Annotated in this window: 25 protein-coding genes, 7 tRNA genes and 1 other RNA gene; 23 read left to right on the forward strand and 10 right to left on the reverse strand. The window is 31.3% G+C overall.

The genetic code is table 11. The annotated features are described in order from the left end of the window. Positions 1-2: 2 nt before the first annotated feature. Positions 3-1,247, reverse strand: coding sequence for a beta-ketoacyl-ACP synthase II (gene fabF, locus AC5YGG_RS12335; RefSeq protein WP_496144783.1), 1,245 nt, complete (start codon positions 1,245-1,247; stop codon positions 3-5). A 34-nt stretch (positions 1,248-1,281) separates the two neighbouring features. Continuing rightward, complete coding sequence (locus tag AC5YGG_RS12340) at positions 1,282-1,521, reverse strand: acyl carrier protein (RefSeq protein WP_002976354.1); 240 nt, start codon at positions 1,519-1,521, stop codon at positions 1,282-1,284. A gap of 391 nt (positions 1,522-1,912) precedes the next feature. Here AC5YGG_RS12340 and catB point away from each other — a divergent pair, with 391 nt between their 5' ends. The 9 genes from catB to AC5YGG_RS12385 all read left to right on the forward strand — a co-directional run bounded on the left by catB (position 1,913) and on the right by AC5YGG_RS12385 (position 11,398). Continuing rightward, a complete protein-coding gene (gene catB, locus AC5YGG_RS12345; protein WP_496144784.1) occupies positions 1,913-2,542 on the forward strand; it encodes a type B chloramphenicol O-acetyltransferase in 630 nt (209 codons plus the stop codon). 262 nt (positions 2,543-2,804) lie between these two features. Next, on the forward strand, positions 2,805-3,998 hold the full coding sequence (fabV, locus tag AC5YGG_RS12350) for an enoyl-ACP reductase FabV (protein ID WP_496144785.1): 1,194 nt from the start codon (positions 2,805-2,807) through the stop codon (positions 3,996-3,998). 324 nt (positions 3,999-4,322) lie between these two features. Continuing rightward, positions 4,323-5,624, forward strand: a complete 1,302-nt coding sequence (locus tag AC5YGG_RS12355; protein ID WP_496144786.1) for a phage integrase SAM-like domain-containing protein — start codon at positions 4,323-4,325, stop codon at positions 5,622-5,624. Positions 5,625-6,004: 380 nt separating this feature from the next. After that, positions 6,005-6,271 carry a helix-turn-helix transcriptional regulator gene (locus AC5YGG_RS12360; RefSeq protein ID WP_496144787.1) on the forward strand — a complete coding sequence of 89 codons (267 nt, stop codon included), beginning with the start codon at positions 6,005-6,007 and terminating at the stop codon, positions 6,269-6,271. A gap of 318 nt (positions 6,272-6,589) precedes the next feature. After that, positions 6,590-7,645, forward strand: coding sequence for a hypothetical protein (locus AC5YGG_RS12365; protein ID WP_496144788.1), 1,056 nt, complete (start codon positions 6,590-6,592; stop codon positions 7,643-7,645). A gap of 254 nt (positions 7,646-7,899) precedes the next feature. Next, positions 7,900-8,205 (forward strand): helix-turn-helix domain-containing protein, encoded by a 306-nt coding sequence (locus AC5YGG_RS12370; RefSeq protein WP_496144789.1) that lies wholly within the window; start codon positions 7,900-7,902, stop codon positions 8,203-8,205. Positions 8,206-8,216: 11 nt separating this feature from the next. Next, complete coding sequence (locus AC5YGG_RS12375; protein ID WP_496144790.1) at positions 8,217-9,506, forward strand: DNA cytosine methyltransferase; 1,290 nt, start codon at positions 8,217-8,219, stop codon at positions 9,504-9,506. Then, a complete protein-coding gene (locus AC5YGG_RS12380) occupies positions 9,493-10,824 on the forward strand; it encodes a hypothetical protein (protein WP_496144791.1) in 1,332 nt (443 codons plus the stop codon). Before AC5YGG_RS12375 ends, AC5YGG_RS12380 begins: the two co-directional genes overlap by 14 nt. Continuing rightward, positions 10,814-11,398: a hypothetical protein gene (locus AC5YGG_RS12385; RefSeq protein ID WP_496144792.1), complete on the forward strand. Its 585-nt coding sequence runs from the start codon at positions 10,814-10,816 to the stop codon at positions 11,396-11,398. Before AC5YGG_RS12380 ends, AC5YGG_RS12385 begins: the two co-directional genes overlap by 11 nt. On the opposite strand, the gene AC5YGG_RS12390 is transcribed toward AC5YGG_RS12385, so the two are convergent. The 8 genes from AC5YGG_RS12390 to ssrA form a co-directional block, all read right to left on the reverse strand. Next, entirely contained in the window at positions 11,389-12,921 is a 1,533-nt protein-coding gene (locus AC5YGG_RS12390) for a hypothetical protein (RefSeq protein ID WP_496144793.1), read from the reverse strand. The two genes, AC5YGG_RS12385 and AC5YGG_RS12390, sit on opposite strands and share 10 nt — an antisense overlap. Before the next feature lie 209 nt (positions 12,922-13,130). Beyond that, positions 13,131-13,778, reverse strand: coding sequence for a hypothetical protein (locus AC5YGG_RS12395; RefSeq protein WP_496144794.1), 648 nt, complete (start codon positions 13,776-13,778; stop codon positions 13,131-13,133). A gap of 330 nt (positions 13,779-14,108) precedes the next feature. Then, positions 14,109-14,429, reverse strand: coding sequence for a hypothetical protein (locus AC5YGG_RS12400; protein WP_496144795.1), 321 nt, complete (start codon positions 14,427-14,429; stop codon positions 14,109-14,111). Between the two features lie 29 nt (positions 14,430-14,458). Continuing rightward, positions 14,459-14,917 (reverse strand): hypothetical protein, encoded by a 459-nt coding sequence (locus tag AC5YGG_RS12405; RefSeq protein WP_496144796.1) that lies wholly within the window; start codon positions 14,915-14,917, stop codon positions 14,459-14,461. A 6-nt stretch (positions 14,918-14,923) separates the two neighbouring features. Then, positions 14,924-15,133, reverse strand: coding sequence for a hypothetical protein (locus AC5YGG_RS12410; protein ID WP_496144797.1), 210 nt, complete (start codon positions 15,131-15,133; stop codon positions 14,924-14,926). Positions 15,134-15,392: 259 nt separating this feature from the next. Further along, the gene (locus AC5YGG_RS12415) at positions 15,393-16,427 is read right to left on the reverse strand and encodes a PD-(D/E)XK nuclease domain-containing protein (protein ID WP_496144798.1); all 1,035 of its coding nucleotides are present in this window, start codon (positions 16,425-16,427) and stop codon (positions 15,393-15,395) included. After that, positions 16,415-18,415, reverse strand: a complete 2,001-nt coding sequence (locus tag AC5YGG_RS12420) for a Piwi domain-containing protein (RefSeq protein WP_496144799.1) — start codon at positions 18,413-18,415, stop codon at positions 16,415-16,417. The genes AC5YGG_RS12415 and AC5YGG_RS12420 overlap by 13 nt, the downstream gene beginning before the upstream one ends. Before the next feature lie 587 nt (positions 18,416-19,002). Further along, positions 19,003-19,405: a transfer-messenger RNA gene (gene ssrA / locus AC5YGG_RS12425) on the reverse strand. A 268-nt stretch (positions 19,406-19,673) separates the two neighbouring features. On the opposite strand from ssrA, the gene rpsU reads away from it, so the two are divergent. The 14 genes from rpsU to AC5YGG_RS12495 all read left to right on the forward strand — a co-directional run bounded on the left by rpsU (position 19,674) and on the right by AC5YGG_RS12495 (position 26,835). Then, positions 19,674-19,871, forward strand: a complete 198-nt coding sequence (gene rpsU / locus AC5YGG_RS12430; protein ID WP_034687383.1) for a 30S ribosomal protein S21 — start codon at positions 19,674-19,676, stop codon at positions 19,869-19,871. A 78-nt stretch (positions 19,872-19,949) separates the two neighbouring features. Then, entirely contained in the window at positions 19,950-20,837 is an 888-nt protein-coding gene (locus AC5YGG_RS12435) for a tyrosine-type recombinase/integrase (protein ID WP_496144924.1), read from the forward strand. Then, a complete protein-coding gene (locus AC5YGG_RS12440) occupies positions 20,834-21,124 on the forward strand; it encodes an HPF/RaiA family ribosome-associated protein (protein ID WP_496144800.1) in 291 nt (96 codons plus the stop codon). The genes AC5YGG_RS12435 and AC5YGG_RS12440 overlap by 4 nt, the downstream gene beginning before the upstream one ends. A 109-nt stretch (positions 21,125-21,233) precedes the next feature. Next, a tRNA-Thr gene (locus tag AC5YGG_RS12445) sits at positions 21,234-21,307 on the forward strand. 19 nt (positions 21,308-21,326) lie between these two features. Beyond that, positions 21,327-21,407 (forward strand) — tRNA-Tyr (locus AC5YGG_RS12450). 88 nt (positions 21,408-21,495) lie between these two features. Continuing rightward, positions 21,496-21,568, forward strand: a tRNA-Gly gene (locus AC5YGG_RS12455). 89 nt (positions 21,569-21,657) lie between these two features. Further along, positions 21,658-21,731, forward strand: a tRNA-Thr gene (locus AC5YGG_RS12460). A gap of 19 nt (positions 21,732-21,750) precedes the next feature. After that, positions 21,751-21,831 (forward strand) — tRNA-Tyr (locus AC5YGG_RS12465). 89 nt (positions 21,832-21,920) lie between these two features. Further along, positions 21,921-21,993 (forward strand) — tRNA-Gly (locus AC5YGG_RS12470). A 41-nt stretch (positions 21,994-22,034) separates the two neighbouring features. Beyond that, positions 22,035-22,106 (forward strand) — tRNA-Thr (locus tag AC5YGG_RS12475). Positions 22,107-22,231: 125 nt separating this feature from the next. Then, positions 22,232-22,912, forward strand: coding sequence for a response regulator transcription factor (locus tag AC5YGG_RS12480; protein WP_496144801.1), 681 nt, complete (start codon positions 22,232-22,234; stop codon positions 22,910-22,912). A gap of 4 nt (positions 22,913-22,916) precedes the next feature. Then, positions 22,917-24,281, forward strand: a complete 1,365-nt coding sequence (locus tag AC5YGG_RS12485; protein WP_496144802.1) for an ATP-binding protein — start codon at positions 22,917-22,919, stop codon at positions 24,279-24,281. A 224-nt stretch (positions 24,282-24,505) separates the two neighbouring features. Continuing rightward, positions 24,506-25,747, forward strand: a complete 1,242-nt coding sequence (locus tag AC5YGG_RS12490; protein ID WP_496144803.1) for a TolC family protein — start codon at positions 24,506-24,508, stop codon at positions 25,745-25,747. Positions 25,748-25,749: 2 nt separating this feature from the next. Next, positions 25,750-26,835: an efflux RND transporter periplasmic adaptor subunit gene (locus tag AC5YGG_RS12495; RefSeq protein ID WP_496144804.1), complete on the forward strand. Its 1,086-nt coding sequence runs from the start codon at positions 25,750-25,752 to the stop codon at positions 26,833-26,835. Positions 26,836-26,846: the final 11 nt, after the last annotated feature.

Consider the following 26,846-nt stretch of genomic DNA (forward strand, 5'->3'; position numbering starts at 1 on the left):
ATTTAGATTTTCTTAAATAGAACGCAAGCGTTGTGCCCACCAAATCCAAAAGTATTGCTCATGGCTACTTTTACATCTTTCTTCACAGCCGTATTAAACGTAAAGTTTAATCTGCTGTCAATATTTTCATCATCAGTAAAATGGTTGATGGTAGGAGGAACAATACCATGAATAATAGTTCCTAACGCAGCGATAGCTTCAATAACACCTGCTGCACCTAAAAGGTGACCAGTCATTGATTTTGTAGAATTAATCTGAATGTCATAAGCATGCTCGCCTAATAACTTAGAGATTGCGTTGGATTCTGCGATATCTCCTAATGGAGTAGAAGTACCATGCATATTGATATGATCTACTTCATCAGCAGTTAAACCAGCATCTTCCAGACAACTTTTCATTACCAGATAAGCGCCAAGACCTTCAGGGTGAGGAGCTGTCATGTGATAAGCATCAGCACTCAAACCGCCTCCTTTTAATTCTGCATAGATTGTTGCACCACGTTTTACAGCGTGTTCATATTCTTCAAGAATGATACATCCTGCACCTTCTCCCAAAACAAATCCATCTCTGTCTTTGTCAAAAGGTCTTGAAGCTGTTTTTGGATCATCGTTTCTTGTAGAGAGTGCCATCATTGCATTAAATCCACCGACACCACTTGCTGTAACGGCTGCTTCAGAGCCTCCGCACACAATTACATCTGCTTTTCCAAGTTGGATCAGCATTTTGGAATCGATTATAGCATTTGCAGAAGATGCACATGCAGATACAGTAGTATAATTTGGTCCGTGGAATCCATATTCAATAGAAATGTGTCCCGGAGTAATATCCGCAATCATTTTTGGAATAAAGAAAGGGTTGAATCTAGGAATTTCGGTATTTGCCCATCCTAAAACTTCTGTTTCGAATGTTTCTAAACCTCCGATTCCTGAACCCCAAACTACACCGACTCTGTTTTTATCTACATTGTCTTCTATAATTTTGGAATGTGCTACTGCTTCTTTAGCAGCAACAAGTCCCAATTGGGTATTTCGGTCCATTTTTTTAGCTTCTTTCTTATCGAAATGCTGCAACGGATCGAAATCTTTCACTTCACAAGCGAACTTCGTTTTAAAGTTTGTGGCATCAAAAAGAGTAATCGGAGCGGCTCCGCTCTCACCTTTCACAAGATTTTCCCAGTATTCTTTTGCATTATTTCCTATTGGCGTTATTGCTCCAAATCCGGTTACAACTACTCTTTTTAATTCCATAAACTTTTAAAATTTTCTTTTTGGTTGAAGAATATTATTTATTTACTACTTCTTCGATGTAAGCGATAGCGTGTCCTACAGTAGTAATTTTTTCAGCTTGATCATCAGGGATTTGAATGTTAAATTCTTTTTCAAATTCCATGATTAATTCAACTGTATCTAGTGAATCTGCTCCTAAATCGTTAGTGAAGCTAGCTTCAGGAGTTACTTCTGTTTCTTCAACGTCAAGCTTATCAGCGATGATAGCTTTTACTCTTGATGCAATGTCTGACATAGTAAATTATTTTTTTAATTGTTAGATGGTGCAAATATATAAAATTCTTTACGATAAAACATTTTTTTAGTCTTTTTTGTGGTGCAGTGGCTATCATTTTAGATTAATAAGCTTTAGTGTTTTAGTTTTCAGTTATTTATATTTTATTGGATTAGAGTGGATTAAAACTTATTTTCCGATTAGTGGACTTATTTTGTAGATAAAATAGTTAAATAAGGCTCGTTTTTGTAGAATAAAGGGTGAGATTGAGAGAAAGGTTTGAGGTTTTTTACTATATTTGTGTGTCATGCAATTAACACGTTAGCTTTTTTGAATACATAAACCCAAAAGTATTACCGGAATAGTTTTCTACTATTCCAATATTTCTATTGTTATATTCAAAAACTACAAAATGCAAAATTTCTTTGAAAGTCCTTTTAAAGGCAAAATTATACAAGAACATATTCAAAATCCTAATATTATTGCCGGTAAGTATTCTTATTATTCCGGATATTATCATGGGCATTCTTTTGATGAATGTGCCCGTTATTTACTTCCCGACAGAAGTGATGTGGACAAATTAATTATTGGTTCTTACTGCTCTATTGGAACGGGAGCAAGTTTTATTATGTGCGGGAATCAGGGGCATCGTTATGACTGGATCTCAAGTTTTCCTTTCTTTTATATGTCAGAAGTTGAATACTTCAAAAATAGTAAAGATGCTTTTCAACTAGCGGGAGATACTGTAGTAGGAAATGATGTCTGGATTGGGACGGAAGCCATGATTATGCCAGGCATTAAAATTGGTGATGGAGCAGTGATTGGGAGTCGCGCGTTGATTACTAAAGATGTTGAGCCTTTCACGATTGTAGGCGGCAATCCTGCAAAACCCATTAAAAAAAGATTCAGTGATCAGCATATCGAATTACTGCTTGAAATGAAATGGTGGGATTGGGATGAAAGTATTCTGAAAGATGCAATACCAATTATTTGCTCCGCAGATATTGAACTGCTGTATGAATTCTATAAAAGGATGAAATAAAATAGTAAGGCTCTGTAAAAGAGCCTTTTTGTTTTGTAATCATTTAAATATCTGGTTTTTTCACTCTGGAATAGTATTATTGAAGTATTTAATACATGATTCTTTAAAATACAATCTAAAATTTTCCTATATTGTCGGTTTAATATATAATGAAGTATCTTCAAAGCTGATGAGGAATTACGGTATAATAAGCTGGATTTTAAGCAAATTATAACCATAGTATCATCTGTTTGAAATATAGATAGGAAATAAATTAAAATTTATGATTATTAAACCAAGAGTAAGGGGGTTTATTTGCCTTACAGCTCATCCTGAAGGATGCGAAAAAAATGTTACTGATCAGATTGATTTTACAACATCAAAAGGAAAAATTGCTGACGGTCCTAAAAATGTTCTTGTTATAGGAGCGTCAACAGGTTTTGGATTAGCATCCAGAATTGTGAGTGCTTTCGGTTCGGATTCCTCTACGATAGGGGTGTTCTTCGAAAAACCTCCAATGGAAGGAAAGCCTGCCACGCCGGGTTGGTATAATACTGTATCCTTTGAGAAGCAAGCTCATGAAAAAGGATTGTATGCCAAAAGTATCAATGGTGATGCATTTTCAAATGAAATAAAACAAAAAACGATAGAGCTTATTAAAGCCGATTTGAAGAAAATAGACCTGGTAATATATAGTCTTGCTTCTCCAAGAAAAATACATCCTGATACACAACAGGTTTATAATTCTGTTATCAAGCCAATAGGTAAAACTTTTGAAAATAAAACAGTAGATTTTCATTCAGGAGTCGTTTCCAATGTTGTAATAGAGCCATGTACTGAAGAAGAAGTGAATAATACTGTGGAAGTAATGGGTGGCGACGATTGGGAAAGATGGATGGATGTTCTTAAAAAAGAAGATGTGCTATCTCCTGAATGCTTAACGATTGCTTATTCCTATGTAGGACCTGAAGTTACCACTCCAATATATAGAAACGGAAGTATTGGTAGAGCAAAGGATCATTTGGAGCAATCCGCATTTAAAATTTCTGAAAAACTTAAAGATATTGACGGAAAAGCTTATGTGTCTGTTAATAAAGCTTTAGTTACCCAGGCAAGCTCAGCAATTCCTGTAATTCCTCTTTATATTTCCCTTTTATATAAGGCAATGAAAGAAGAAGGAATTCATGAAGGATGTATCGAGCAGATTTATAGATTGTTTGAGACTAAACTGTTTTCGAGAGAAATTCCAACGGATGAAAAAGGAAGAATCAGAATTGATGACTGGGAAATGAGACCTGATATACAGAATAAAGTATCGCAATTATGGGATCAAGTAACTACTGAGAATATCAGCGAAATAACAGATCTGGAAGGATACAGAAGCGATTTCTTTAAACTATTTGGTTTTGGATATGATGCTGTAGATTATGATGCAGAAATTAACGAATTACAGACAATTCCAGGATTGGTAGAGTAAAGTATTTTATATAATAATTTTTAATTCCAGTTATTACCATGAATTTTCATGAAATAGCTGGAATTATTATTTTGTATATTGATTTCTTAGGTTGTTTATCCGGCTTAAAATAAAAAAGAGAAAGTGCGCAATACAAATTCTCTTTTTAATGTGGAGTTGGAGGGACTACTTTTTTGAATATAATTTGCTTTGGCTTTACTTTTGTATTCTGTATAAAACCTGTATTATAGGTAGTTTAATCAAAATTGGATTTAATTTGATTAAATGATATTTAATAATTTCGGATACAATTTCGGATACAACTTTTAAAATAGGCAGTACATTATGGCATCAGTTAGTTATTATTTAAGAAGTAAAGTTTTAGACAAAGAATGTACAATTTGGCTACGGTTTAGAGATAAGGATATTGATTTAAAAGTTCCCATACCATATTTATTATGTAAACCCAAAGATTGGAAAGATGGAAAATGTAAGATTGCCTCTAAAAAGGTTACTGAAAATGATGTTGATACAATTAATGTGCGTTTATCAAAACTGGAAGCAGATATTATTTCAAAATACAAGATAGATAACCCAGAGGTTGATATTAAAGAATGGTTGGAATGGGTTATTGAGCCACAAAAGATGAAAATTGATGAGGAAACTAAATATTCTGATGAAGTACTTTCTTTCTTTGATGTGTATGTTAATTTAAAGAAAAATGAAAATGCTTCTCTTTCCACAATTAAGAAAGCTAATGTTGTAAAGAATTTGTTAAGTAGGTATATTGTGTATAAACAAACGAAGAAAAAGACGTATGAGAATTTAAAGTTTAAAGACTTAGATAATCATTTCAGAACTGATTTTGAGAGTTATTGTAAGAAAGAATTATATAGTATTTCTACTACTTATAGAGATTTGAAATTTTTAAAGACCGTCTGTAAAGTAGCTGAATCATTTGATATTGATGTTCATAAGCATGTTATAGGTTGGAGGTTTGAAGTTGAAAAGGCGACAAAGCATATCCCTAAATCGATTTATTTAACGTTTGAAGAGCTTGAAAAGATTGAGAGTGCAAAAATGCCACATGACTATCTGAATAATGCCAGAGATTGGCTTTTAATAGCTTGTTATACGGCACAACGTGTTAGTGATTATTTAAGGTTCACTTCATCAATGATTGTGGAAGATACAGAAAGTCAAAAGTATATTGAATTTACACAGAAAAAAACTAATGCTAAAATGAAAATTCCTTTATTGAAAAAGGTTTTGGAGATTTTAGCTAAAAGAGGCGGAGAGTTTCCTCGTAAAATATCAGAGGTAAATCTTAACCTCTATATAAAGCAAGTTTGTGAGATTGCCAAGATTAATGAAATTATATATAATGGAAAGACAGAGGTTATAGAAAGAGAGGGTAAAAAGAATATTACAAGAAAAGTTTTTGGTGAGTTTCCCAAACATGAGTTAGTTACTTCACATATAGGTCGTAAAAGTTTTGCTTCAAATTTTTATGAAAAGATACCTACTGCTTATCTTCTCAATTTTACTGGTCATACCACCGAAAAACAATTGTTGGCTTATATTAATAAAACAGATGTAGAAAAAGCGAAATCAACTGCTAAATTTTTCAGTAATTTAGGATATTAATGACTTTTTTTAAAAATTAAAATATTTGGCACGATTTTTGTAGTTATTTAACCAGAAAGTTAAACAATACTTTTTATATATAAAATAATATAAATTAACTTTCATTAATTATTTTGACAAAGGGAAAGTCAAAATATTGTAAAAAACCTATAAATGTTACATTAGCATTCATAGGTTTTTTGCTTTAAAGGCAGTAAGTGAAATTTTGCTGTTTAACAGGATGATTATGTCCTTTAATTAAAAATAAATTAAATAGTAGAAAAAAATAATAGACATATAAAATTGAAGATAGATCAAAGACCTTTTAAAAAGGAGGTCTTTTTTTTATACCCTAAAATTTGTTATGTATAAAATAGTATTAACAATTTAAAAATAAAAATATGAACACATTGCAACTGGTACAAGTACCAAAAGACGAATTAATTACTGAAATTGAAAAAGTAGTTATTAAAGTATTGGAAGCCCTTAAAATCGGACAACAAAACGAACAAGAAAAAGAGCTTTATACTAGAAAAGAAGTAATGGAACTTCTGGACGTCACCTATTCAACGCTTTTTAACTGGAATAACAAAAAGATTTTAGTACCAAGAAAAATTGGGCACAGGGTATATTACGATAGAAAAGAAGTTTTAGCAGTTAAAAAATAAGAGTATTAAATCAAACAATAACTTATGAATAAAATTATAACAAACTATTCTAAGCCTGATATAATATGAGGTTTTAGAGTTACAATGAATAAAAGTCTGAACATTCTAGACACTTTCAGGCTTTAAAACTAAAATTTTAAAGTTAGTCTATAATCTACAATGGAAAATCCCTTTGTATAGGGTTTCTATTGCCTAAAAATTGGATAATTATGTTCAGACAGATATATTTAAGTAAATTAAAAGAAACGGGAGCTTATGCTCCTGTTTTCGTTAAAAATAATGATGTTAATTTTTTGTATAACCATAAAACCACTTAAAATGTTAGATAATATAAAACTACAATTCAAAGATAAAACCGTTGTAGAAAAGTGGTTAAATGCTAATGGGGATAAATTTCCAACTGTACAGAGAAAACACATCACTACAAATGTTGCAGAATCCAAAGAAAAAACTTTCGTAGAAAAATGGTTAGATATATTTAGAAATAAAATTACTGCTTTACAGAAAAAGCAATTAACGGAAAATAAAGCCTCATTTACGACTTATCCTATAATTGCTGATATAGAGAATCTTAAATTGAGAATAAGTGAAAAAATGGCGGTTTTAGAAGGTTCTATACATAAGTATTTTAATCATTTAATGCATAATGATTTAAGTAGCAGGGGAGACGATAATGATTACAGTCATTTACTGGATAATAACTATAATGATTTCTACTATACGGAGATTTTACAGTCATTGGAAACATTGCAGGATTTTTTTGAAGGTCTGGATTTAAATGATGCGACCATTACAGAACTAGAGTTCGGTTTCAATTTAAAAGTGGAACGTGATCCAGATGATTATATTAACTATAATTTTCTGCTGTATGATTATAAAGCCCCAACGAGTAATTATAATGATGCCAATACTTGTTTTGTGAAATTCTTACATAGCAAATTCGGCTTTAAGGTGTACAGTAAGAAGAAACAAAAGCATTTGCATACTAATATTATGAGGGTGGAGATTGTGTTAAAGTCTAACCATTTAAGGGAACTGGGTATAACTCGGTTTGATGATTTATTTGCTAATGAGAGTATAGAGAATTTGTACAAATACTTTTGTGAAAAAATGGATAATTTTATTTTGACAGATAACAGAAATCAAAAGGAAGGACTTGCTGACAATGTTAAACTAGCAATTGGAAATTATTTAGAACCCTCATTTTGGCGTGATTTAAAAGGTAAGCCTAACATTAATAGGGTTAAACAAGCGTTTCAAAAATTATTGGTAGATAATGATATGTTGCGAACGAAAGCTTATTTTAAAGACCTCTTGGGTAGGAAATATGAACAGCTATTTTATGGTGTGGTGGATGATGATATAGATATATAGAATAATGTATATGATTGATTATTCAACAATGTATATAATGAAAAATGAATCAAAAATAAAAGTAGAGTAAGTTTATTCTACTTTTTTATTATTAATCTGATGTTATAGATTTGAAGAATTATAATGAAAATAGTTCGAGGATTTTGAGTTACTAGATTAAATAATTTACAACATTAAAATAATATTCACAATATTTTTGTTAGATAAAATATCAGTAGTTTTGTCGATATCGTCAAGATAAAAACGTCAAGACAATGGAAATAAATTTTGGAGAGTATATTCGTCAGTTAAGAAATAATAACGGATGGACTTTAACTCAATTGGGGGCAAGAATTGGAATAGATTCTGGGGCTTTGAGTAAAATTGAGACAGGAAAAAAAGAGTTTGATGAGGCTAATCTGCCTAATCTAGCAGAAGCTTTTGGGCTTGATGTGGAGGTATTAAAGTCCGAATTGATAAGTGAAAAAATTGCAAATACAATTTATCAATATGAATGTAGTGATAATGTATTGGCATTAGCGGAAGAAAAAATTAAATATATTAGAAAAAAACAACTTTGAAGTTTAACATTATGTATAATCAAGAATTAGAAACAGTTACAACTGTAAAAGAAACAGAAATGTTTATTGACTTTAAAGATCGTAAACATAAAACAATCAAAAATCTTAGCAAGCCATTTAAAATAGTATCCTTATTTAGTGGCTGTGGGGGGCTGGATCTGGGGTTTTCAGGTAATTTTAAATTTAGAGATAGATATTTTGGAGAAACAGAATTTAAAATTCAATATTCAAATGACATTGAACCAGCAGCAGAATATGTTTACAATGCAAACTCTCAATTTTTTAATAATCATAAATTACATAAAGAAGATATAAAGAATGTAGATTTTAATTCTATTCCTGATTTTGATTTTTTATTAGCAGGCTTTCCTTGCCAGCCGTTTTCAAATGCTGGATTAAGAAAAGGAATAAATGATGATAGGGGAAATCTTTTTGAAGAATGTGAGAGGTTATTGAAAGTAGGGTTAAAAAGAGAAAATAAACCAATAGGTTTTGTATTTGAGAACGTGAAAGGGATTATGTCTTCGAAAATGCCTAATGGATTAAGTATTCCAGATGAGATTGTAAAAAGAACTGAAAAGTTGGGCTTTAAAACTTGTTATAAGCTATTAAAAACAAGTAATTATGGTGTACCATCTAATAGGCAAAGATTAATAATTATTGGTCTTAGAAAAGATCTAGGTTATTTTGATTTTGATTTGCTAGAGAAAATAGTTGAAGAATATGACTTACCAAATGAAAAAAATAATCCTTATGAACTATATCTTGGATCGGCTCTATGTGATATTCCTAAAAATGCTCCTCAAGTAAATGATTTTTGGAAATACTCACCAGGTGGACAATATATGGTAGATAAAATTGGACCATGTAAAGATGGAAAAGGAGCATTGGCTAAGTTTAAGAGAAAAGTCCCAATAGATAAAATAAGTGATACAATTTCTAATGGAAAATCTTGGAAAAGTATGGATCCTGAAGATATGTCAGAACGTTTTAGAAAAATCTGGGATAATCCTCAAAAGTATCGTGCGCCAAATTTCTATCGAAGGTTTGCGTTAGGTGAAATAAATGGAACAATAACAGCTTCAGCACAGCCTGAAAATTGTGGAATAACACATCCTTTTGAAAACAGAAGGTTTACGATTAGGGAAGTTGCTCGAATACAGTCTTTTCCTGATAATTTTGAATTTCCATATAAAACAATAGCAAATGCATATAAGGTAATTGGCAATGCAGTTCCACCTGTTTTTGCTTGGGTAATAGCTAAGGCTTTAGAAAAGCATATTGATAATGGAAGAAATTAACCACATTAAGGCATATATTTTAGGATTATTAGTTGGTGGAGGTAAAGTAGATGAAAATACATTTGTAATAGATTTACCATTTAAAAAATGGGGTATGGATCCTCAGCGTATGAATGTAATCGCAACTGATATACTAACGAAAATATGCCAGTACTTTAATAATTCATATAATTTTAATGTTACCTATGAAATTGGAAATGGTAAATGGCTAATCATGCCTATTGAAAATACTGATATTTTAACTCTTAAAAATGATTTAAAATACTTAGGATTACCAATTGGTGGATTTTTACTTGCGTCTACTGATCTATCAATTGCAAAGTCAAAGCTTACAGGAATAAATGTTTCCAGTTTTTTATCTGGCATTTTTGATACGAGAGCTAGTTTAACATTATCACATAGAAGATTTACAGATGATGCTCCAGTTGTTTCTGTTGAAATTCCTGGAAGCACTAAAAATTTTAAATTTGTTGTACAATTATGTTCTTGGTTAACAGATTTGGGCTCAACAACAGATCAGGTATTATATAATCATCCTAACCAACATGCTGCTTCAGATCCCGATTATAAAGGATGGAAAAAGGGGTTTAAGATTCGATTTTTAGTTCGTTCGTTTCTAGCTCAATATTCATTTGCCTTACAGGCGAAGTCTATTGATGTAACGCAAATAGAGCGAAGTCAGAAAAGGGAAGAGCAAATTCCTTGTATTTTAAGAAAAATTAAATCACCAAGTCCTGTAGCTGTTCATGAGGATCAAAATTCGAAAGATTTACCAGAAGAAGTAAGAAATAAACTTTTTTTTCATTATCTACATTTTTGTGCTGTATTAGGATGTCCTCATGCGCCTGTAGAAGAAATTAAGAAGATTGTTAAAAATAAAAATAGATATATAAGTTTCTTTCCACGTCTGTCAAAAGGTCTGAATGATGAACTATTTAATAAATTTTTAGATATTAGAAATGAATATTTCCCAGAGCTTGAAATTTCAATAAATACTACTAAAGTATCAGCAATAATTACAAATGAAGAATTTAAAGATTTTAAGAGTATTTTAGTAGGGCTCGCGTATTTATTTTCAGAGCAACTGAATGGAAAACGACATATTGGTTCTATGGAAGAAATAATTAAAAATAGTTTAAATAATGAGATAATTGTACAGGCTATAGGTAATAATTATGATAGTCCGTTGTTGATATCTAACACAATAAATGATAGAGCTTTTATTTGCTCATCAATAGATAACAGTTTAAACCAATATTTAATTAATAAAGAAGTAGAAGTAGATAACTTAGAAATAAATCTAAAGCATGACCGTTAACGAAATAAGTTATTATGAAGAATTTTCAATAAAATTCAAACAATACCTACAAACATATCTTGGATCAGATTATAGTGTGTATTATTCTTGCAATAAAACTTTAGACTACATTGTTTCTGATTTAGAAAGGCTTTCAGGGGGTGTGATTAAAGAAGAAGGTGTATATATACCCAAACTTAAAGTAGATATTGTTTTTGCAATATGTTGCCCAAATGAAAAAGTGAGATTACTACTCATTGAAGCGAAGTATTTGAATCAGTTAAGTTTAAAAGATTATTCGCAATTAGTTGGCTATTTACAAGTAGCTAAAACCGTTGATTTAGGTTTGTTATTGCTAATTCAAAAAGGCAATTCTAATAATAAACTTTCAAATGATTTTCAGGAAATAATCAGGTTAAAAAAATTGCCTATGGATTGGTTTATTGATATGAAAAAAATCAATGAACAATATAATTTTAAAACTGGCATTATAAACTATATGCCCGCAGGTGGAATTGATTGGATTAATACATCAGAAATTAATGGAATTTCTTCATTTGATGAATTAGCTGAAATAGTAAGTGTTTATTCTTGACCAAATCTGCCGAAAATAATATTATCTTTTTGCATCTGTTCAAATTCTTCATCACTAAACTTTGCCCCTTTTGATTCGTAATATTCTTTATAAAAGTCATTAAATGAATCAATTTGATATGGATTTTTTAACCATTCTTCAAATTCGTGTAAACTAAAAACCAATATATCAGAATAATGAGAAATTATTTCTGGGAATAATGAAACTACTATGTATTTATGGTCTTTTGGAATTGAATATTCTTCACTAGAGATTTGCAGATGCTCAACTCTCTTTTTTACTTTCTTTTCCCACGAGTTTTGTAAATATTCTAAATGTTTTTTTGATTTATTTACATCTTTGAAGTAAACATCTAAAGGTAACGCGTGATTTTTAGCTTCAATAAGCAAATAATGGTCATTGTCATCTTTTAAAATAATATCTATGTCACCAATTTGTCGCTTCCCTTCATACAAATCAAGCTCTCTATCAACTTCGTAATAACCAAAATTATTTGCAATATTGACGATTTTATCTAGAAAATTGTTCGCTTTCAAAGCAATATATTCGTTTTTTGTATCTGCTGATTCAATTAATGAATAATGAGTGTTAATAAAAATGCTATCTAGTAATAACTCAGGAGATATAATTAAAAGTTCTGAAATATCAATTAAAGGTTGTCGGCTTAACTGGTGAAATCTTAACTGCTTTTCATCAAAACTTACAGGTTTAAAGATTAGTTTTGATATAACCTTCTCAAACCTTGGGTCATATTGACTAATTAGCTCTGATTTATCAAATGTGTAACAAACTGTGAAATTTAGATAAGTAATTTGATGTAAAACATCGATATTTCCATTAGGAAGTTTTACAAATTTGTCTTCATTTAATTTAATTTTGTCAGTTACCTGATTAAGTAAATTTTTTATTAACCAACAAAATTCTTCAATTGTAATATTAAACTCCTCTACAAATAGATGAGAAATACATTTATTTTCCTCGGCAAAGTTCTGTAACAATGATTCAATATTTTGCTTTTCACTTTTTTTAATATGATTATCCTCATCAATTCTTAGAAAATAATTAAACAAATTCTTTACTTCTAAATTTTCATTAATACCAGACATGTCTATTTTAACGGTTTGGTCTCTTTCTCCATACACTGTTAAATCAAACAATTGAAATAAAGCGGTTGATTCATATTTTGAATTAATATAATTAGCATGTTTTAAAAAAACTTGGCATATATCAGTCTTGAAAAAATTTCCATTACTAATTTCTTCTATATTTCCAGTACCAAATTTTACGATTAAGGAAATTATATATTTCAAAGATTCCTCAATAAAATTACCATACGTTTGTATTTTCTCAGGATTTTCATTTTCAGCATTTGGAAATTTTGAAATTAATCTAACGTTATGTAATAGGTAAATAAAATAGAGTAATTCCATAATTCCGCATTGTTTTGCAAATTTTACGGCATTTTCAATGTCTCTACTTATTTCTGTTTCTAATTTCTTGAGTGCTTTCTCTTTATCCGACATAATGATTTTTAGTATATATGAATATATAATTAATTGTTGTAAAAAATATAATTTCCTTTCTTACTGAATTGTAGGTTTCGAAAATTTAATAATGAAAAATTCCGTGAAATAACATACGGGTTTTTCGGAAGAATAAGATTTTTAAAACATGGACTTCATCTTCTATTAATTTACTATTTAAATTGTTATTGTTCATCTCTTTTATAATCTTATTCTGCCTCTCTTGGCATAACAATAAATTTCACTTGTTGCTCGAATTTATTGCATGTTAGAGTTTCTATTATTTGATATGAATAATTACTATCATAATTTTCAAGGAACGTATTAATCGCTTTTTCAATAGTTTTATAAGAATCTTCAAGGTAATGTGTTACTATTGGTAATCTTTGATCTTCAGTAATATCCGCTTTAATAACTATCTTCTCAAAAAAAACTAAAGATTCGGGAGAGTTAGTATAGAAGTTTTGTACATGATTGAGAGTTGACTTTTCTAGTATTGTACACTCTATAAAGTCTTCTAATAATTGTAATTTAACATTAATTACTGTGTCTGACGTTTCTAATCTTACAGGTATTTCAATGGAATTTTCTCCGCTGGAAATAATTTTTTGAAATATACCAATGAATTGTTCTCCTGTATCTACATTAGATGTTTTGATATAGAATCGCGCTTGAAAATTTTCGTGCAATGCTTTATGTAAAATACTTTTTAAAATTTCAGAACTATTTTCTAGTCTCCTAAAGTTTTCTACATTTTTATTAACCTCAATATTTCCAATAACATATTGATTGTCTTTTACGTCAAATGATATGTGGAAATTATAACTTACATTATAAATTGTTTTTTGTATTTCCATCTTAAAAATTTTTTGTCATCCAGGGTTGTTTTTTTGGATAAAGTTTTCTAATTTAAATAAAAATTCTTTTTTTTACTAGGTATTTTTACGGTATTCGCATAAAACTGAAAAAACCTGTTATAAACAGGTTTTGACATATTTAGCATTTTTCTTTCTTGAAATACTTTTTCAATACATTGATTGAGAGTTTCAAACCTCGCATGAGGAAGTAAGTACTTCCAATGTACAAAACGAGATATGCAGTGAGCATCAAAATAAGTGATATGTAGTCCCAAATGCTGTATTGCTTAAATTCAAATGGTGGAGTACACTCACTCTGAAATTGGAACATCATTTTGAGTTATTAAAAGGGTTTTTCCCTTCGCGCATAAACACAGTACCCATTTTTTGATATTGGATTGGTTGTCCCTTCACACAGGCTGTATAAATCCCACTTCCGAATCCATTTTGCGCTCTGATTATAGTTACTTCTTTTTCATCAACTCTGTTGTCAATGGCAATAAATTTCTTTAATCTGTTATTTTTGATTGGTTCTTTGAAATCCTTTGGTAAATCACACTCTTTATCAGTTTGTGATTCTTTCGGTTTTTCTTCTTGTGCGAAATAAAATGTTGGTAATGCGAACATTAATGTAAAAATTAATTTTTTCATTGTAATTATTTTTGAATTGTTAATAATGTCTATTTGATAAATTCTTCTCTTTGTTTTGATGCTTCGGCGTAACTATCGAAAACAAGGATTTTTCTTTTCCTTATATTCATTCCTGCGGGAACAGCACCGTCTTTGTAGAGCGTTTTCTCGAACTCGTCCATTTTTTTGTACTTCGCATCTTCGCTTACATCTGTCATTTCAATAACATCACTACCGATACTTTGATAGCGAGACATATTCTCTTTAGTAAGCACAGAATCACTATTGGGAGCTATTATAGCCCATATAATTGCGTATTTAGGCTTTGGTGATGCAATTGATACAGTGTCTTGAATAGTGCCTGTAGAATCGTTAAAAACAGGTGTAGAAACTTGATAAGTAGTATCAATGCTAATGGAATCGGAGTTAGTATAAACATCATCCCAAGAATCTCGTTTTTTACAGCTAATTACTGTACAAAAAGCCATTAATAGGTAAATATTTTTCATAATGACTTATTTTTCAGATAATAATGCGATGATTCCAATGAGAATAAAATGCCCGATGTAGGAGAGGATCCCCCAAAGAATCATAAATCCGATTGCTCCGACAAAAGATTTCGGTTCAATCCAATTCCAAGAAAAAATTCCCGAACCAATAATTACGACTGCATAAAGAATAAATGCTAATACGGGTAAGCATCCGCCCTCATTTGTGTTGCTCATATCTTATAAATTTTATTTGATTTTTAGCAACAAAAAAAGCAAGTGGATTCTCACATGCTTTCTGTTCTGAAGGCTCGGCAAAGCCTGTACCACATAAAAACAGGATAACCACTTGCCATAGGTATGACAAGTGTGTTAAACTGTTTGTATTTTGTGGTTCTTATAAATTTTGCCGATTCACAGAACAAAAGACAAACGTTATTACACTTTTCTTTTTTCGTTTAAATATTGGCACAAAAATACAAATTTTGTGCCTGTTTTAATTAACAACTATCACTTCTACTTCAAATTCATGTTGCCCTTTAGCTCTTCTACCATTTAAATCTTGAAAATTAGAAATATCGCGAGTCTTTTTAAAGGGGTCATAGACAAAGCAGTAAAGCTTTTCTAGCCATGCGCATTGATGGTAGGATTCAAAGTCAACTTTTAATTCTTCAATAAAGTTTGTTTCATTTGTGTCCTTTTCTTTCATCATCTTTACCTCAATAAGTATTTTTTCTTCTCTAATGATAAAATCAATTTTAGTAGATTTTGCTCCAGCTTTAGGTACTGCATCTTCATCTCTTAAAGTTGGAAAAACTGATTTTAAAATAACATATAATATATCTTGAACATCATATTCATCTTTAATCTGAAAATTATCTTTTCCTTTTCTTCTATTCTTTATAATTTTCTGTACAGCGTTCGGGAAATTATTCAAAATATCTCGAATTGTATCATCTGCATTTTTATTAGAAAATTTAACCTTTAATAAAGAGCTTTCAAAATCTTCTAATAAAATCTGAGTTGGAACATCAATATCGCTACTCAATATTGATTGTAAAGCATTGTTAATTTGTTCATCAGACAGGCGTTCAAAATCATATATAGCTCTGATTATTATCGCAATATTATCGTCACTGTTATTAATATCATTAAGTAAATTCGAAAGAAAACTGCTTTCTATTTTGCAAAGAAAATACTTCTGTTTTAAGTCACTTGTTGCAAATTTTTCAGTTAGTAGATTTTTCAGTTCTTCCTTCGCACTCAAATAAAGTCCAGCAAATTTAAAAATGTTAGAAGTTGCGCTAATACCTTTTATAGGTGTTTTTCTAATAATTTTAAGGATTTCATTAGTGTCAACATATTCATTTTTATATCCGCAAAACGCTAGCTCTTCTTCTGTACTTAATTCAGGAGCTAATTCACTCAATTTAACAGGATTATGCACAAATGTATAAGCTACAAGTTCAATGTTTTTGTATTGATTAAACTTATTTTTATTGTCTTTTAATATTTCCTTTAAATAAACCATAATTTATCACTTATGTTTTTTAATCTATCATAATCCCAGCCGCTTACGTTTTTTAGCTCTTCTGTCATTCTTGCCATTAATGAAGGATACATAATTGTGACAGTTCTTTTAGATGGCATATAACTCCTATGTGAAAGATGAGAAAACCAATAAACCTGTTTAGCAATGTAAAATAGGCTATTGAAAGTAGACCGTTTATCTAAATCGATTTTTAAAGGTAGGTCGCTTTTATTTACAAAATGAAGAAGAGCAGAATGTTTACTTAATTGTAAATATGTACCTTGTGTAGTCGGATTTTTTCCGTCATTATTGTATAGTCTAAAATTGTGACCATATCCTAAATGAACAAGTGCAAATTCAAAATTATGTTCTTTGAATCTATCTCTAACTGAATTTATCGCTTTTATCTCATATTGTTCACTTGCTGATTTGAATAAATGGAATATTAAACGAAATGTTCCCGATTTACTCATATTATCGACTAAAGGTTTAAGAGTTTTGTATAGGTGGTTCTCTAAATTTTCAGCATAATTTGAAAAAGAAGAAAGAGGAGAGCAATCACCTGTCATATATCGTCCATCATTATGAAAAATTTGAGCAATTCCTAATACATATTGTCCATTTCCTGAAATTGTTGAACCAATTCCTATTACCAATTCATCTCGTAATTTATCTTCCTTTTCAATAGTCCATGCTGTTCCTCCCAGCTTAGCGTAAGAGTTTAGAGCAATATTAGTCATAGTAAATTGAGTTAGATTTCGTCTAATTGTTTCTATCTGAACATCTTGAGTAGGTATACCATTTCCAATGAATTTTGCTTTACAAAAATAGTAAGGTGATTCTGCTGGAGGTAGTTTTTCTTGAGATTCACTCACAATAATGTATATTAAGTCACACTGCAATAATAAATTGTCATACAAAACATCTTTGTAGTTCTCTAAATCTGTTCCTTCGATGATTTTAAATTCAAAATTTAATGAATTAAAGTGAAATGTTTCTTTTAACTTACTTTCGATTTTTTTTATAAAACCTTCGGTTTCTCCTTGATATTCAGAAGGGCAAATAACACCAATATTAATTTGTTTATTTTGGTATAACTCTAAAGAAAATGGTTGATATGCTTTAACCATTTCATCGTAATATCTTAAATTTTGAATGTTTTTTCGATTACTGTAAAAGTATCGTTGTGGTTTGTTTATTATTTCAGCTTTTATAAGACCGTTTTCAAAAGGCAAATATCTTCTTGTAATATTTTCAACCTTTAAATCAAAAGGTACTGTAATCTCACTTTTATGTTTATTAATCCATTGATAAAAATCATTTATTACAGTAAATAGCTTTGGATTTGAGTTTTCATTGTTGATAATGGTATCATAATTAAGGGTAACTCCTTTAGTTTCCAAAAACCTTTTAATAGATTTTCTGTCAGCAAATATTTTTTCTCCATCGCTATTAAGTCCCTTTGTATCAATTCCATTAATCTGAAACTCTTTGTTATTCCAAGTAAAGGAATTTTTTAAATTTGAAGATAGCGTAAATCCTAATAGTAGATTATCATCTTTATAAAAAAAGTAAGATGAAAAATGAACTACACGGTTGACCTGTAGACCTTGAATTGAGCCGTTTAAAATGTCTTTATTTGAAATAATTTCCCAGGTATTTGAATGCTTATTCTTTAATATTTTATAATTTGTAAGCTTTATTCTAAGAAAATCGATAAAAGCATTTTCAAAAATTTTTGAGAGTATTTTTGGACTTTCATTAAGGCTTATATTTATAGTAGAGCTATTGGTAGGTGATGAAATGTTTTTATCATTTTTCCAGAATATAATTTTATCATCATTTCTGTAAAATGAGATTTTTGGAAATGTTTGTTTTAATATTTGGAAAGATTCTCTTGTAGGATACTCTGAAAATTCAAAAGAGTCTATAAGAACATTTTTTGTAGGAATGTTTACTTGAAAGAAGTTTAAAAATAATCCGCTCATCAATTTTCTTCAATTATTTATGATTTTACCAAAAATACTTAAAATAGTTTACTTTCTTTTACGGGTTTTCTTGTTTTTTATTTTTTTTCTTTAAAATATAAAGTAGCAGTAGGTATCTAAACAAAAACGCCCCACGATAGGACGGATTTTTGCCATACCCCCACCTGTTGAAAGTCGGGCGATAGTTTTCGGACGGTCTAAAAAACTCAACATTTTTCTTAAAGTATTGTTTTTACTTAAAAGTAAGATTAGATAAGGATTACCCACTTACTCAAGAGAATATAACTAATGCTAATATTTAAGATAGTGTGTTAAAAGAGCGTGTTTTTTAGGTTTAGAAATAGAGATTGCTTATATTATTCTATATGTTTAAAGTGGTACTGATTATTTGAAAGCATTTTTATATTTCGTATCTTTACAATTAATAAAAGCTTATAATAGAGTTTTCATTGAAATGAATTAAATGAGGTTTAATTAGATGTATAATTACTAAATTTAATTTTCGGATACAATTTCGGACACAAAATAAAAAAGAGAAAATGTAATTATTTATAATTCAATAATTTACAAATTCTCTTTAGTTTTAAAAGTGGAGTTGGAGGGATTCGAACCCTCGTCCAAACAAGCAATACATAAGCTTTCTACATGCTTATTCTACTATTGGTTTTCGACTGAAAGCAGAGAGCAGACACCCAACTTCCAGCTTATCTTCTAAAGTTTTCGTGTTTTAGCCGAAGCTTCTAAAACCTTATTTCCGCATTCCTATATCCCAGAATCAAACGCCGCAGAACAGAGCGTTTGTGGAATATCTTGCTTCCTTACTAAAATCTTCAGGAAAACGCTTGAATCTACTATACTTCGATATTAAGCTGCAAGAGCGAACTCTTCGTTGCCAGTTAAAATTTTGTAGCAAGGGATTATAGAGATCGCGCCACGGTTCTCTGCATGCTTACTTACCCATTGGTCTTGCTGTCGAAACCAGTCAACCCCATGAATAAAGTGAATGCAAAGATAGTGCTTTTTGTTTATATTTCATTAATGTTACTTATTTTCATGGAAAATTATGATTATATAAAGACATAGAGTCGCTATTCTTTTAAATGTTTGCAAATTGTGGATAAAAAAATAAGTGATCTTAACCACCTTTATTACTGGGTTTTCAGGTAAGTTTAAATACAGTTGTAGATTGTTTATTGTAATATATTTTGTACTTTAAGAAATAATGCCTAGTTTTGCAATCCAAAATGAGATGTAAAATATGTTAATAATTCCAGTAAAAGATGGTGAATCCATCGACAGAGCATTAAAAAAATATAAAAGAAAATTTGACAAAACTGGTACAGTTCGTCAATTAAGAGCTAGACAACAGTTCATTAAGCCTTCAGTAACGTTAAGACAAGCTAGATTAAAAGCGGCTTACAAGCAAAGAGCACTTAGCAAGGAAGAGCAGGCTTAAGATTTTTCTTAACCACATATTAATTCACTTCTTAAATTCTTATATTTGAGAAGTGAATTTTTGTTTTTATACCTAATGATGCTCAATAAATTTTTAGAATACTTACAGTTTGAAAAGAGGTACTCTCCTCATACTATTACAAGCTACAAAAAAGACCTTGACGACTTTTTTCATTTTTATCTGCGGACCGAAGCTTCCGAAGACTTAACCAAGGCTACTAAAAAAATAATCAGAAACTTTATCGTTGAATTAAGCGAAAACAATATTTCAAAGAGAAGTATAAACAGAAAACTTTCGTCTCTTAGAAGTTTTTATCTATTTCTTCTAAAAATTGGGGAGATCAAAGTTTCTCCCACAGAAGGAATAACTTCCCTGAAGTTTTATGCTGAAAAACAGATTCCTATGTCTAAGGAAGAAATGACAGACCTTAGTGAAAATGTTTTTGATCAAATCGATGATCTATTGGAAAAATCTATAATAGAAGTGCTTTATCAAACCGGAATGCGTAAAGCTGAACTTTGTGGTCTGGTATTTGAACATGTAGATTTAAATGAAAATGAATTAAGAATTATCGGAAAAGGGAATAAAGAAAGGGTAGTTCCTATTTCCGAATATTTGTCTGGACTTCTTAGAAGTTATCTGGAAATAAGAAATCCACAGACAGAATTTAAATCATATTTTTTTGTCAACAAGAAAGGGAAAAAACTCAACGAAAAATTTGTTTATGTGGTAGTTAATAAGTACCTTAGTCTTGTTACAACAAAAGAAAAAAAAAGTCCTCATATCCTTCGGCATAGCTTTGCTACTCATGTATTGGATAATGGGGCGGAGATCTCCAAAGTAAAAAAAATATTAGGGCATTCCAGTCTTGCAAGTACTCAAGTCTATACGAATGCTAATATTGAACAATTGAAAAAAGTGTTTAATCAGGCTCACCCTCGAGCATCAAAAAAAGAAGAATTATGAAGATCACAGTACAATCAATTGGTTTAACTCCACACGAACCACTAGAATCACACATTGACAAAAAAGTAAGCAAATTGGATACCTTCTATGACAAGATTCAGGAGTGTAAGATATTCTTGAAAGTAGAAAATAACTCAGATAAAGCAAACAAAACAGCCGAGCTTATTTTAGCGGTTCCGGGAGATGATATTGTAGTAAAGAAGACAACAGCAAGTTTTGAAGAAAGTCTGGACCTTTGCGTTGATACTGCTAAAAAACTATTAATCAAGAAGAAAGAAATGGCTTAGAAAAAAAAGTTAAAAAAAGTTCATAAAAAATTTGAGAATTCAAAAAATCCGTTCTATATTTGCACTCGCAAAAAAGGAACAGCGATCTTTTGAATTCTTTTTTATATTTGCCTCCATAGCTCAGTTGGCCAGAGCACGTGATTTGTAATCTCGGGGTCGTGGGTTCGAATCCCTCTGGAGGCTCATAAAATATAAACTTTTTGGGGAGATTCCAGAGTGGCTAAATGGGACTGACTGTAACTCAGTTGCTTCGGCTTCGTAGGTTCGAATCCTGCTCTCCCCACTTTATATTTTTATAAAAAAAACTTGCAAGATTAAAAAACATTTCTTAGTTTTGCACAGCGTTTACCAATGGTTTTGTAAACAAAATCGCGGAAGTAGCTCAGTTGGTAGAGCGTCAGCCTTCCAAGCTGAATGTCGCGGGTTCGACCCCCGTCTTCCGCTCAATAATAATCACTTTAAAAGGTGATGTTTTTTAACACTGAAATGTGTAGAGTAGAGTTTCTCGATCAGTTTCAGTCAAATTATTAAATGCCTCCATAGCTCAGTTGGCCAGAGCACGTGATTTGTAATCTCGGGGTCGTGGGTTCGAATCCCTCTGGAGGCTCATAAAATATAAACTTTTTGGGGAGATTCCAGAGTGGCTAAATGGGACTGACTGTAACTCAGTTGCTTCGGCTTCGTAGGTTCGAATCCTGCTCTCCCCACATTTTATATTAGAAAAAAAAGACTTGCAAGATTAAAAAATATTTCTTAGTTTTGCACAGCGTTTACCAATAGTTTTGGAAACAAAATTGCGGAAGTAGCTCAGTTGGTAGAGCGTCAGCCTTCCAAGCTGAATGTCGCGGGTTCGACCCCCGTCTTCCGCTCAATAAAAATCACGCTTTTCAGTGTGATTTTTTTAATTAGTGCCGACTTAGCTCAGCGGTAGAGTGCTTCCTTGGTAAGGAAGAGGTCACGGGTTCAAGTCCCGTAGTTGGCTCTCGAAGTTCCCGAATTCCTTCGGGAATTTTTTTTGCTCAAATTTTAACGATAAAAATAAAGGAGAATTGTAAGAAAAGGAGTAATCATGAAAATTTTCGCTAAATTCGTTTAAAATAATTTTTGATGAATATTCTTTTATTAGAAGACGACCTCATTCTTTCTGCAGAGCTTTGCCGATTTTTAGAATCAAATAATTTTACCTGTGATAAAATCTATGACGGAGAAACTTTTCTTCGCCAGATTAAAAACAGTACTTATGATCTGTATTTACTGGACATTAATGTTCCTAAAATAAACGGATTAGATGTGTGCCAGACCATTCGTTCTTTTGATAAGAATACTCCTATCATCATCATTTCAGCTTATGGAGATATTTCAGATAAAAAAGATGCCTTTACAAGACTCGCGGATGATTACTTGGTAAAGCCATTCCAATTTGAAGAGCTATTGTTAAGAATTAATTCTTTATTAAGAAGAAAAATGCCTTCAGATAATTCCGATCAGGATATTATTAGAGTTGACGATCTGATCATTAATAAAACGGAGCAAAAAGTGTATCGTGGAGGAAATGAAATTACCCTTACTTTAAAGGAATTCCAGTTATTGGTTTATCTGGCAGAATCACAGGGAAGAACCGTTTCCAAGCAACAGATTACAGAACATGTCTGGGAACATAATTTTAATACCAATACCAATACGGTAGAAGTATATATCAATTTTCTAAGGAAAAAAATAGATAAAGATTTTAAAATAAAATTAATCCACACGCGTTCAGGGTTCGGATATTACCTAAGTCCATTATAGATAAATGTCTTTAAAAAGAAAGATTGCTTTAACGATTAGTATCGCCTTTTCATTACTTTTTGGAATGGTGATGGCTGTTATTTATTTATCTTTTAATGATTTTAGGAGAGATGAATTTAAAGAAAGGTTCAGGCAACGACTGGAATTCACGACTCACTTTATCTCAAAGTCAAAGGATTTTGAAGAAGAAGCTCCAATTTTTTTCAATGAAAATTCTGATAATATTCTTTTGAATGAAAAGATTTTAATTTTTAACGATCAGAAAGAGCTTATCTATAGTACGATTAAAGACCGTAACGTTACCTGGGATAATACCATGCTGAAAGAGCTCGATAAAAAGAAAATTATCTATACGGAAAAAACGGTTCCTGAAATCTATGCGGCTCTTAGAACTATTAACGGAGAAAATTATTATATCCTTACAAGTGCCTTTGATACCAATGGTAAATCAAAGCTGGATTATCTTAAATATCTTTTGATAGCGTCTTATGCAATGAGTACGCTTCTTATTGGTTTTTTCAGCTATTATTTTGTTGAAAAATTCCTTCGTCCACTCGAAGATCTTAACAAGGAAATTTCAGAGGTTACTGCTCATAAACTGACAACGCAGATTCCGGTTCAGAATTCCAGTGATGAGATCAGTGTTCTTGCTAAATCATTTAATACCATGATCTCAAGGCTAGATGATGTATTTCAGTCTCAAAAGGACTTTACAGCCAGTGCTTCACACGAAATCAGAACTCCGATCACGAGAATGGCTTTTCAGTTGGAGAATCTGATTAAATTTGAAGAGCACTCACCAAAAACACTGTCTTCCCTACAACAGATTCAAAGAGATGTTTATCAGTTATCTGATCTTACCAATTCATTATTGCTTCTTACAAAGTTTGATAAGGAGAATATTCAGAGTATTTATGAAGAGGTGAGAATTGATGAAGTTATTTTTGAAGCCTTTGAAGCTGTGGAGAAAAGTTATCCGGACCTTAAACTGGATTTCCTGATTACCGAAGAGACTTCAGAGAATGCTTTTCTTACGATCCCCGGGATACAGGCATTGTTGATCATTGTTTTTATCAATCTATTTAAAAATGCTGCAGTTTATTCAGATAATAGCCAGGTTCGTGTTTTAATTACAGAAACAAGTGATCGGCTTTCAGTGGAAGTAGTTTCCAATGGTGATACTATTTCTGAAGAAGAACAGCCAAAACTATTTGAAGCTTTTACAAGAGGAAATAATGCTCAGAATATTTCAGGTTCAGGTTTAGGACTTAGAATTGTTAAACGAATTTTGGAATATCACGATGCAGAAATCATGTATTCTTCTCCTAAAGCATTAATGAATAAATTCACCGTTATTTTCAAAAAATAATTTTTAAAAATTATTGATCTAGATGAAATGATATCGTTATTTCGTTAAACCAGTGATTGATTTTTAGAAGTGAAATTCAATACTTAGAGATAAACAATATGTTTCACATTATATTGTTTATGTTGCAAATGGTTTATTTTAGGGTATTTTTAATATTTTTTTAAGGATCCTTTAAGTTTTTTTTAATTACATCAGGTCAATTTTGTAAATAAAAGAAAAAAATAATGAACAGAATTGCAGTGCTGTGCCTCGCCGTTTCCTCATTCATGGCAGCGCAACAGCAAATGTCTCTTTTGGATTGTGAAGAAGCTTTCCAGAAGAACAATCTCCAGCTGCTTGCCGAACAATATAATATCAATATGGCAGAGGCAGATGTGATGCAGGCTAAAATATGGGAACTTCCTCAGCTGAGCGGACAGTTCAATGCTTACAATCCTCAGGATAAGAAATTCTTTGATGTAGGGCATTCAAAAGGTGCCGGAATTACCCAACTAATCTACATGGGAGGCAAAAAGAAAAATGAAATTGCCTTTGCCAAATCAAACAAAGAACTGGCACAACTTCAATTTTCACAACTCTTAGTTGATCTGAGAGCACAGCTTCGCACGACATACTTCAATCTTTATTACGAAAAGCTAAAACTGGAAAATACAGATAAGCAGCTAGGGTATATGAATGACCTTTTAAGTGCTTACAAAGTGCAGTCCGCAAAAGGAAATGTATCTCTTAAAGATGCTGTAAGACTTCAAAGCCTGGTGATTCAATTAAATCATGATAAACTGGAGATTAATAAAAATATTCTGGAGTTTGAACAGAACTTAAAAATCTTGACGGGGATATCTGAAGATATTGAACCTATAATGTCAAAATCCGAAGCTAAAGAGGCGCTTGCTGCACAACCTTTTGGAGATGAAGAAGCCCTTAAAGCCAAAGCACTGGAAAATAATGCGGATTATCGATACAATTTAAAATTAGTTGAAAACAGTAAACTATATGCTCAATGGCAGAAATCTCTTAATGTTCCGGATTTAAATGTAGGCGCTGCTTGGGATCAGGCTGGGGGAACTTTTAATAACGAAGCCAATTTAACATTGGGAATTCCTTTACCGCTATGGAGAGCCAACCAGGGGAATGTAGAAAAAGCCAATTTTGCGATTCAGCAGAACCAGAAAAAAGTAGAATTTCAAAAAATGACTCTTGAAACTAAAGTCCTTTCTGCTTATAAAACCTGGAAAGCACAATACGATCAGCTTCTTGATATCAAAACAACAGATCTTCAAAATATGGATCTGGTGTATAACGGAATGATGACCAATTTCAGAAAGGGAAATGTAAATCTTATAGAATTTACAGATTTCATGGACAGCTACCGGGAAACAGCATTACAGATCTATGATATGAAAAACGAGATCATGCAGTCAGCAGAACAACTTAATCAACTAGTACAAACGAAAATCTTCTATTAACAATGAAAAATTATATTATCCCAGTCTTGATGGCATTATCATTAATTGCCTGTTCAAAAAAAGAGGAAGAGAAAGACAATCAGGCTAAAAAAGGGTTTGAATTGAGTAATACCATGCTGAGTTCTATTTCTCTGGCAAAGGTTGAAAGAAAGAATATAGAAGACGAATATAGCTTTTATGGGAAAATTTCTGCCGATAAAAACAGTTATATCGATGTTTACCCATTGGTAGGAGGAAATGTGATGAGTGTGAATGTTGAACTTGGCGATTATGTTAAAAAAGGGCAGGTATTAGCAACAATAAGAAGTACAGAGCTGGCAGAAATCCAAAAAGATGTAAGCGATGCTAAAACAGATATGGTGGTTGCGAAAAATAATCTTCGTGTCGCTAAAGAACTTTATGAAGGAAAACTGAATACCGAAAGAGATGTTCTGGAAGCTAAAAGTCAGTTGCAGAAAGCAGAAGATCAATTGCAGCGTGCCACGGCAGTAAGTACGGTCTATAATGTTAATAAAGGAAATATTTATAGCGTTGTAGCTCCAATCAGTGGATATATTGTTCAGAAAAGTATCAATAAAGATATGCAGCTGAGAAGCGACAGAAGTGAAAATATCTTTGATGTAGCAAATACTACCAATGTATGGGCAATTATGAACGTAAACGAATCAGATATAGATAAGATCAGCCTTGGAATGAAGGCACAGGTTTCTACACTTTCATATCCTGATAAAGTCTTCGATGGTAAAATTGATAAGATTTTTAAAATTATCGATCCACAAACCAATGCCATGCAGGCTAGAGTGGTGCTGGATAATGCCAATGGATTACTGATTCCTGATAGCAAGGCTACGATAAAAGTTTCCAGTTTAGAAAGCAATACAATGCTTACTGTTCCTTCCAAAGCTGTCATTTTTGATGATAATAAAAGTTTCGTTGTCATTTTTAAGTCAAGGACAGATGTGAAAGTGAGAGAAATTAAGGTTCAGAAACAGGTAGGTGATATTACTTATATTGCTGACGGGCTAAAAGAAGGAGAAGAAGTGATCACCAATAATCAATTGTTGATATATCGTTCCCTGAACAGCTAAAAATTGTATGA

The sequence above is a fragment of the Chryseobacterium sp. CS2K3 genome, assembly GCF_059515185.1.

Coding starts and splice junctions, on each gene's coding strand:
- fabF (WP_496144783.1), bottom strand. CDS start 1,247: ATGGAATTAAAAAGAGTAGTTGTAACCGGATTTGGAGCAATAACGCCA.
- AC5YGG_RS12340 (WP_002976354.1), bottom strand. CDS start 1,521: ATGTCAGACATTGCATCAAGAGTAAAAGCTATCATCGCTGATAAGCTT.
- catB (WP_496144784.1), top strand. CDS start 1,913: ATGCAAAATTTCTTTGAAAGTCCTTTTAAAGGCAAAATTATACAAGAA.
- fabV (WP_496144785.1), top strand. CDS start 2,805: ATGATTATTAAACCAAGAGTAAGGGGGTTTATTTGCCTTACAGCTCAT.
- AC5YGG_RS12355 (WP_496144786.1), top strand. CDS start 4,323: ATGGCATCAGTTAGTTATTATTTAAGAAGTAAAGTTTTAGACAAAGAA.
- AC5YGG_RS12360 (WP_496144787.1), top strand. CDS start 6,005: ATGAACACATTGCAACTGGTACAAGTACCAAAAGACGAATTAATTACT.
- AC5YGG_RS12365 (WP_496144788.1), top strand. CDS start 6,590: ATGTTAGATAATATAAAACTACAATTCAAAGATAAAACCGTTGTAGAA.
- AC5YGG_RS12370 (WP_496144789.1), top strand. CDS start 7,900: ATGGAAATAAATTTTGGAGAGTATATTCGTCAGTTAAGAAATAATAAC.
- AC5YGG_RS12375 (WP_496144790.1), top strand. CDS start 8,217: ATGTATAATCAAGAATTAGAAACAGTTACAACTGTAAAAGAAACAGAA.
- AC5YGG_RS12380 (WP_496144791.1), top strand. CDS start 9,493: ATGGAAGAAATTAACCACATTAAGGCATATATTTTAGGATTATTAGTT.
- AC5YGG_RS12385 (WP_496144792.1), top strand. CDS start 10,814: ATGACCGTTAACGAAATAAGTTATTATGAAGAATTTTCAATAAAATTC.
- AC5YGG_RS12390 (WP_496144793.1), bottom strand. CDS start 12,921: ATGTCGGATAAAGAGAAAGCACTCAAGAAATTAGAAACAGAAATAAGT.
- AC5YGG_RS12395 (WP_496144794.1), bottom strand. CDS start 13,778: ATGGAAATACAAAAAACAATTTATAATGTAAGTTATAATTTCCACATA.
- AC5YGG_RS12400 (WP_496144795.1), bottom strand. CDS start 14,429: ATGAAAAAATTAATTTTTACATTAATGTTCGCATTACCAACATTTTAT.
- AC5YGG_RS12405 (WP_496144796.1), bottom strand. CDS start 14,917: ATGAAAAATATTTACCTATTAATGGCTTTTTGTACAGTAATTAGCTGT.
- AC5YGG_RS12410 (WP_496144797.1), bottom strand. CDS start 15,133: ATGAGCAACACAAATGAGGGCGGATGCTTACCCGTATTAGCATTTATT.
- AC5YGG_RS12415 (WP_496144798.1), bottom strand. CDS start 16,427: ATGGTTTATTTAAAGGAAATATTAAAAGACAATAAAAATAAGTTTAAT.
- AC5YGG_RS12420 (WP_496144799.1), bottom strand. CDS start 18,415: ATGAGCGGATTATTTTTAAACTTCTTTCAAGTAAACATTCCTACAAAA.
- rpsU (WP_034687383.1), top strand. CDS start 19,674: ATGTTAATAATTCCAGTAAAAGATGGTGAATCCATCGACAGAGCATTA.
- AC5YGG_RS12435 (WP_496144924.1), top strand. CDS start 19,950: ATGCTCAATAAATTTTTAGAATACTTACAGTTTGAAAAGAGGTACTCT.
- AC5YGG_RS12440 (WP_496144800.1), top strand. CDS start 20,834: ATGAAGATCACAGTACAATCAATTGGTTTAACTCCACACGAACCACTA.
- AC5YGG_RS12480 (WP_496144801.1), top strand. CDS start 22,232: ATGAATATTCTTTTATTAGAAGACGACCTCATTCTTTCTGCAGAGCTT.
- AC5YGG_RS12485 (WP_496144802.1), top strand. CDS start 22,917: ATGTCTTTAAAAAGAAAGATTGCTTTAACGATTAGTATCGCCTTTTCA.
- AC5YGG_RS12490 (WP_496144803.1), top strand. CDS start 24,506: ATGAACAGAATTGCAGTGCTGTGCCTCGCCGTTTCCTCATTCATGGCA.
- AC5YGG_RS12495 (WP_496144804.1), top strand. CDS start 25,750: ATGAAAAATTATATTATCCCAGTCTTGATGGCATTATCATTAATTGCC.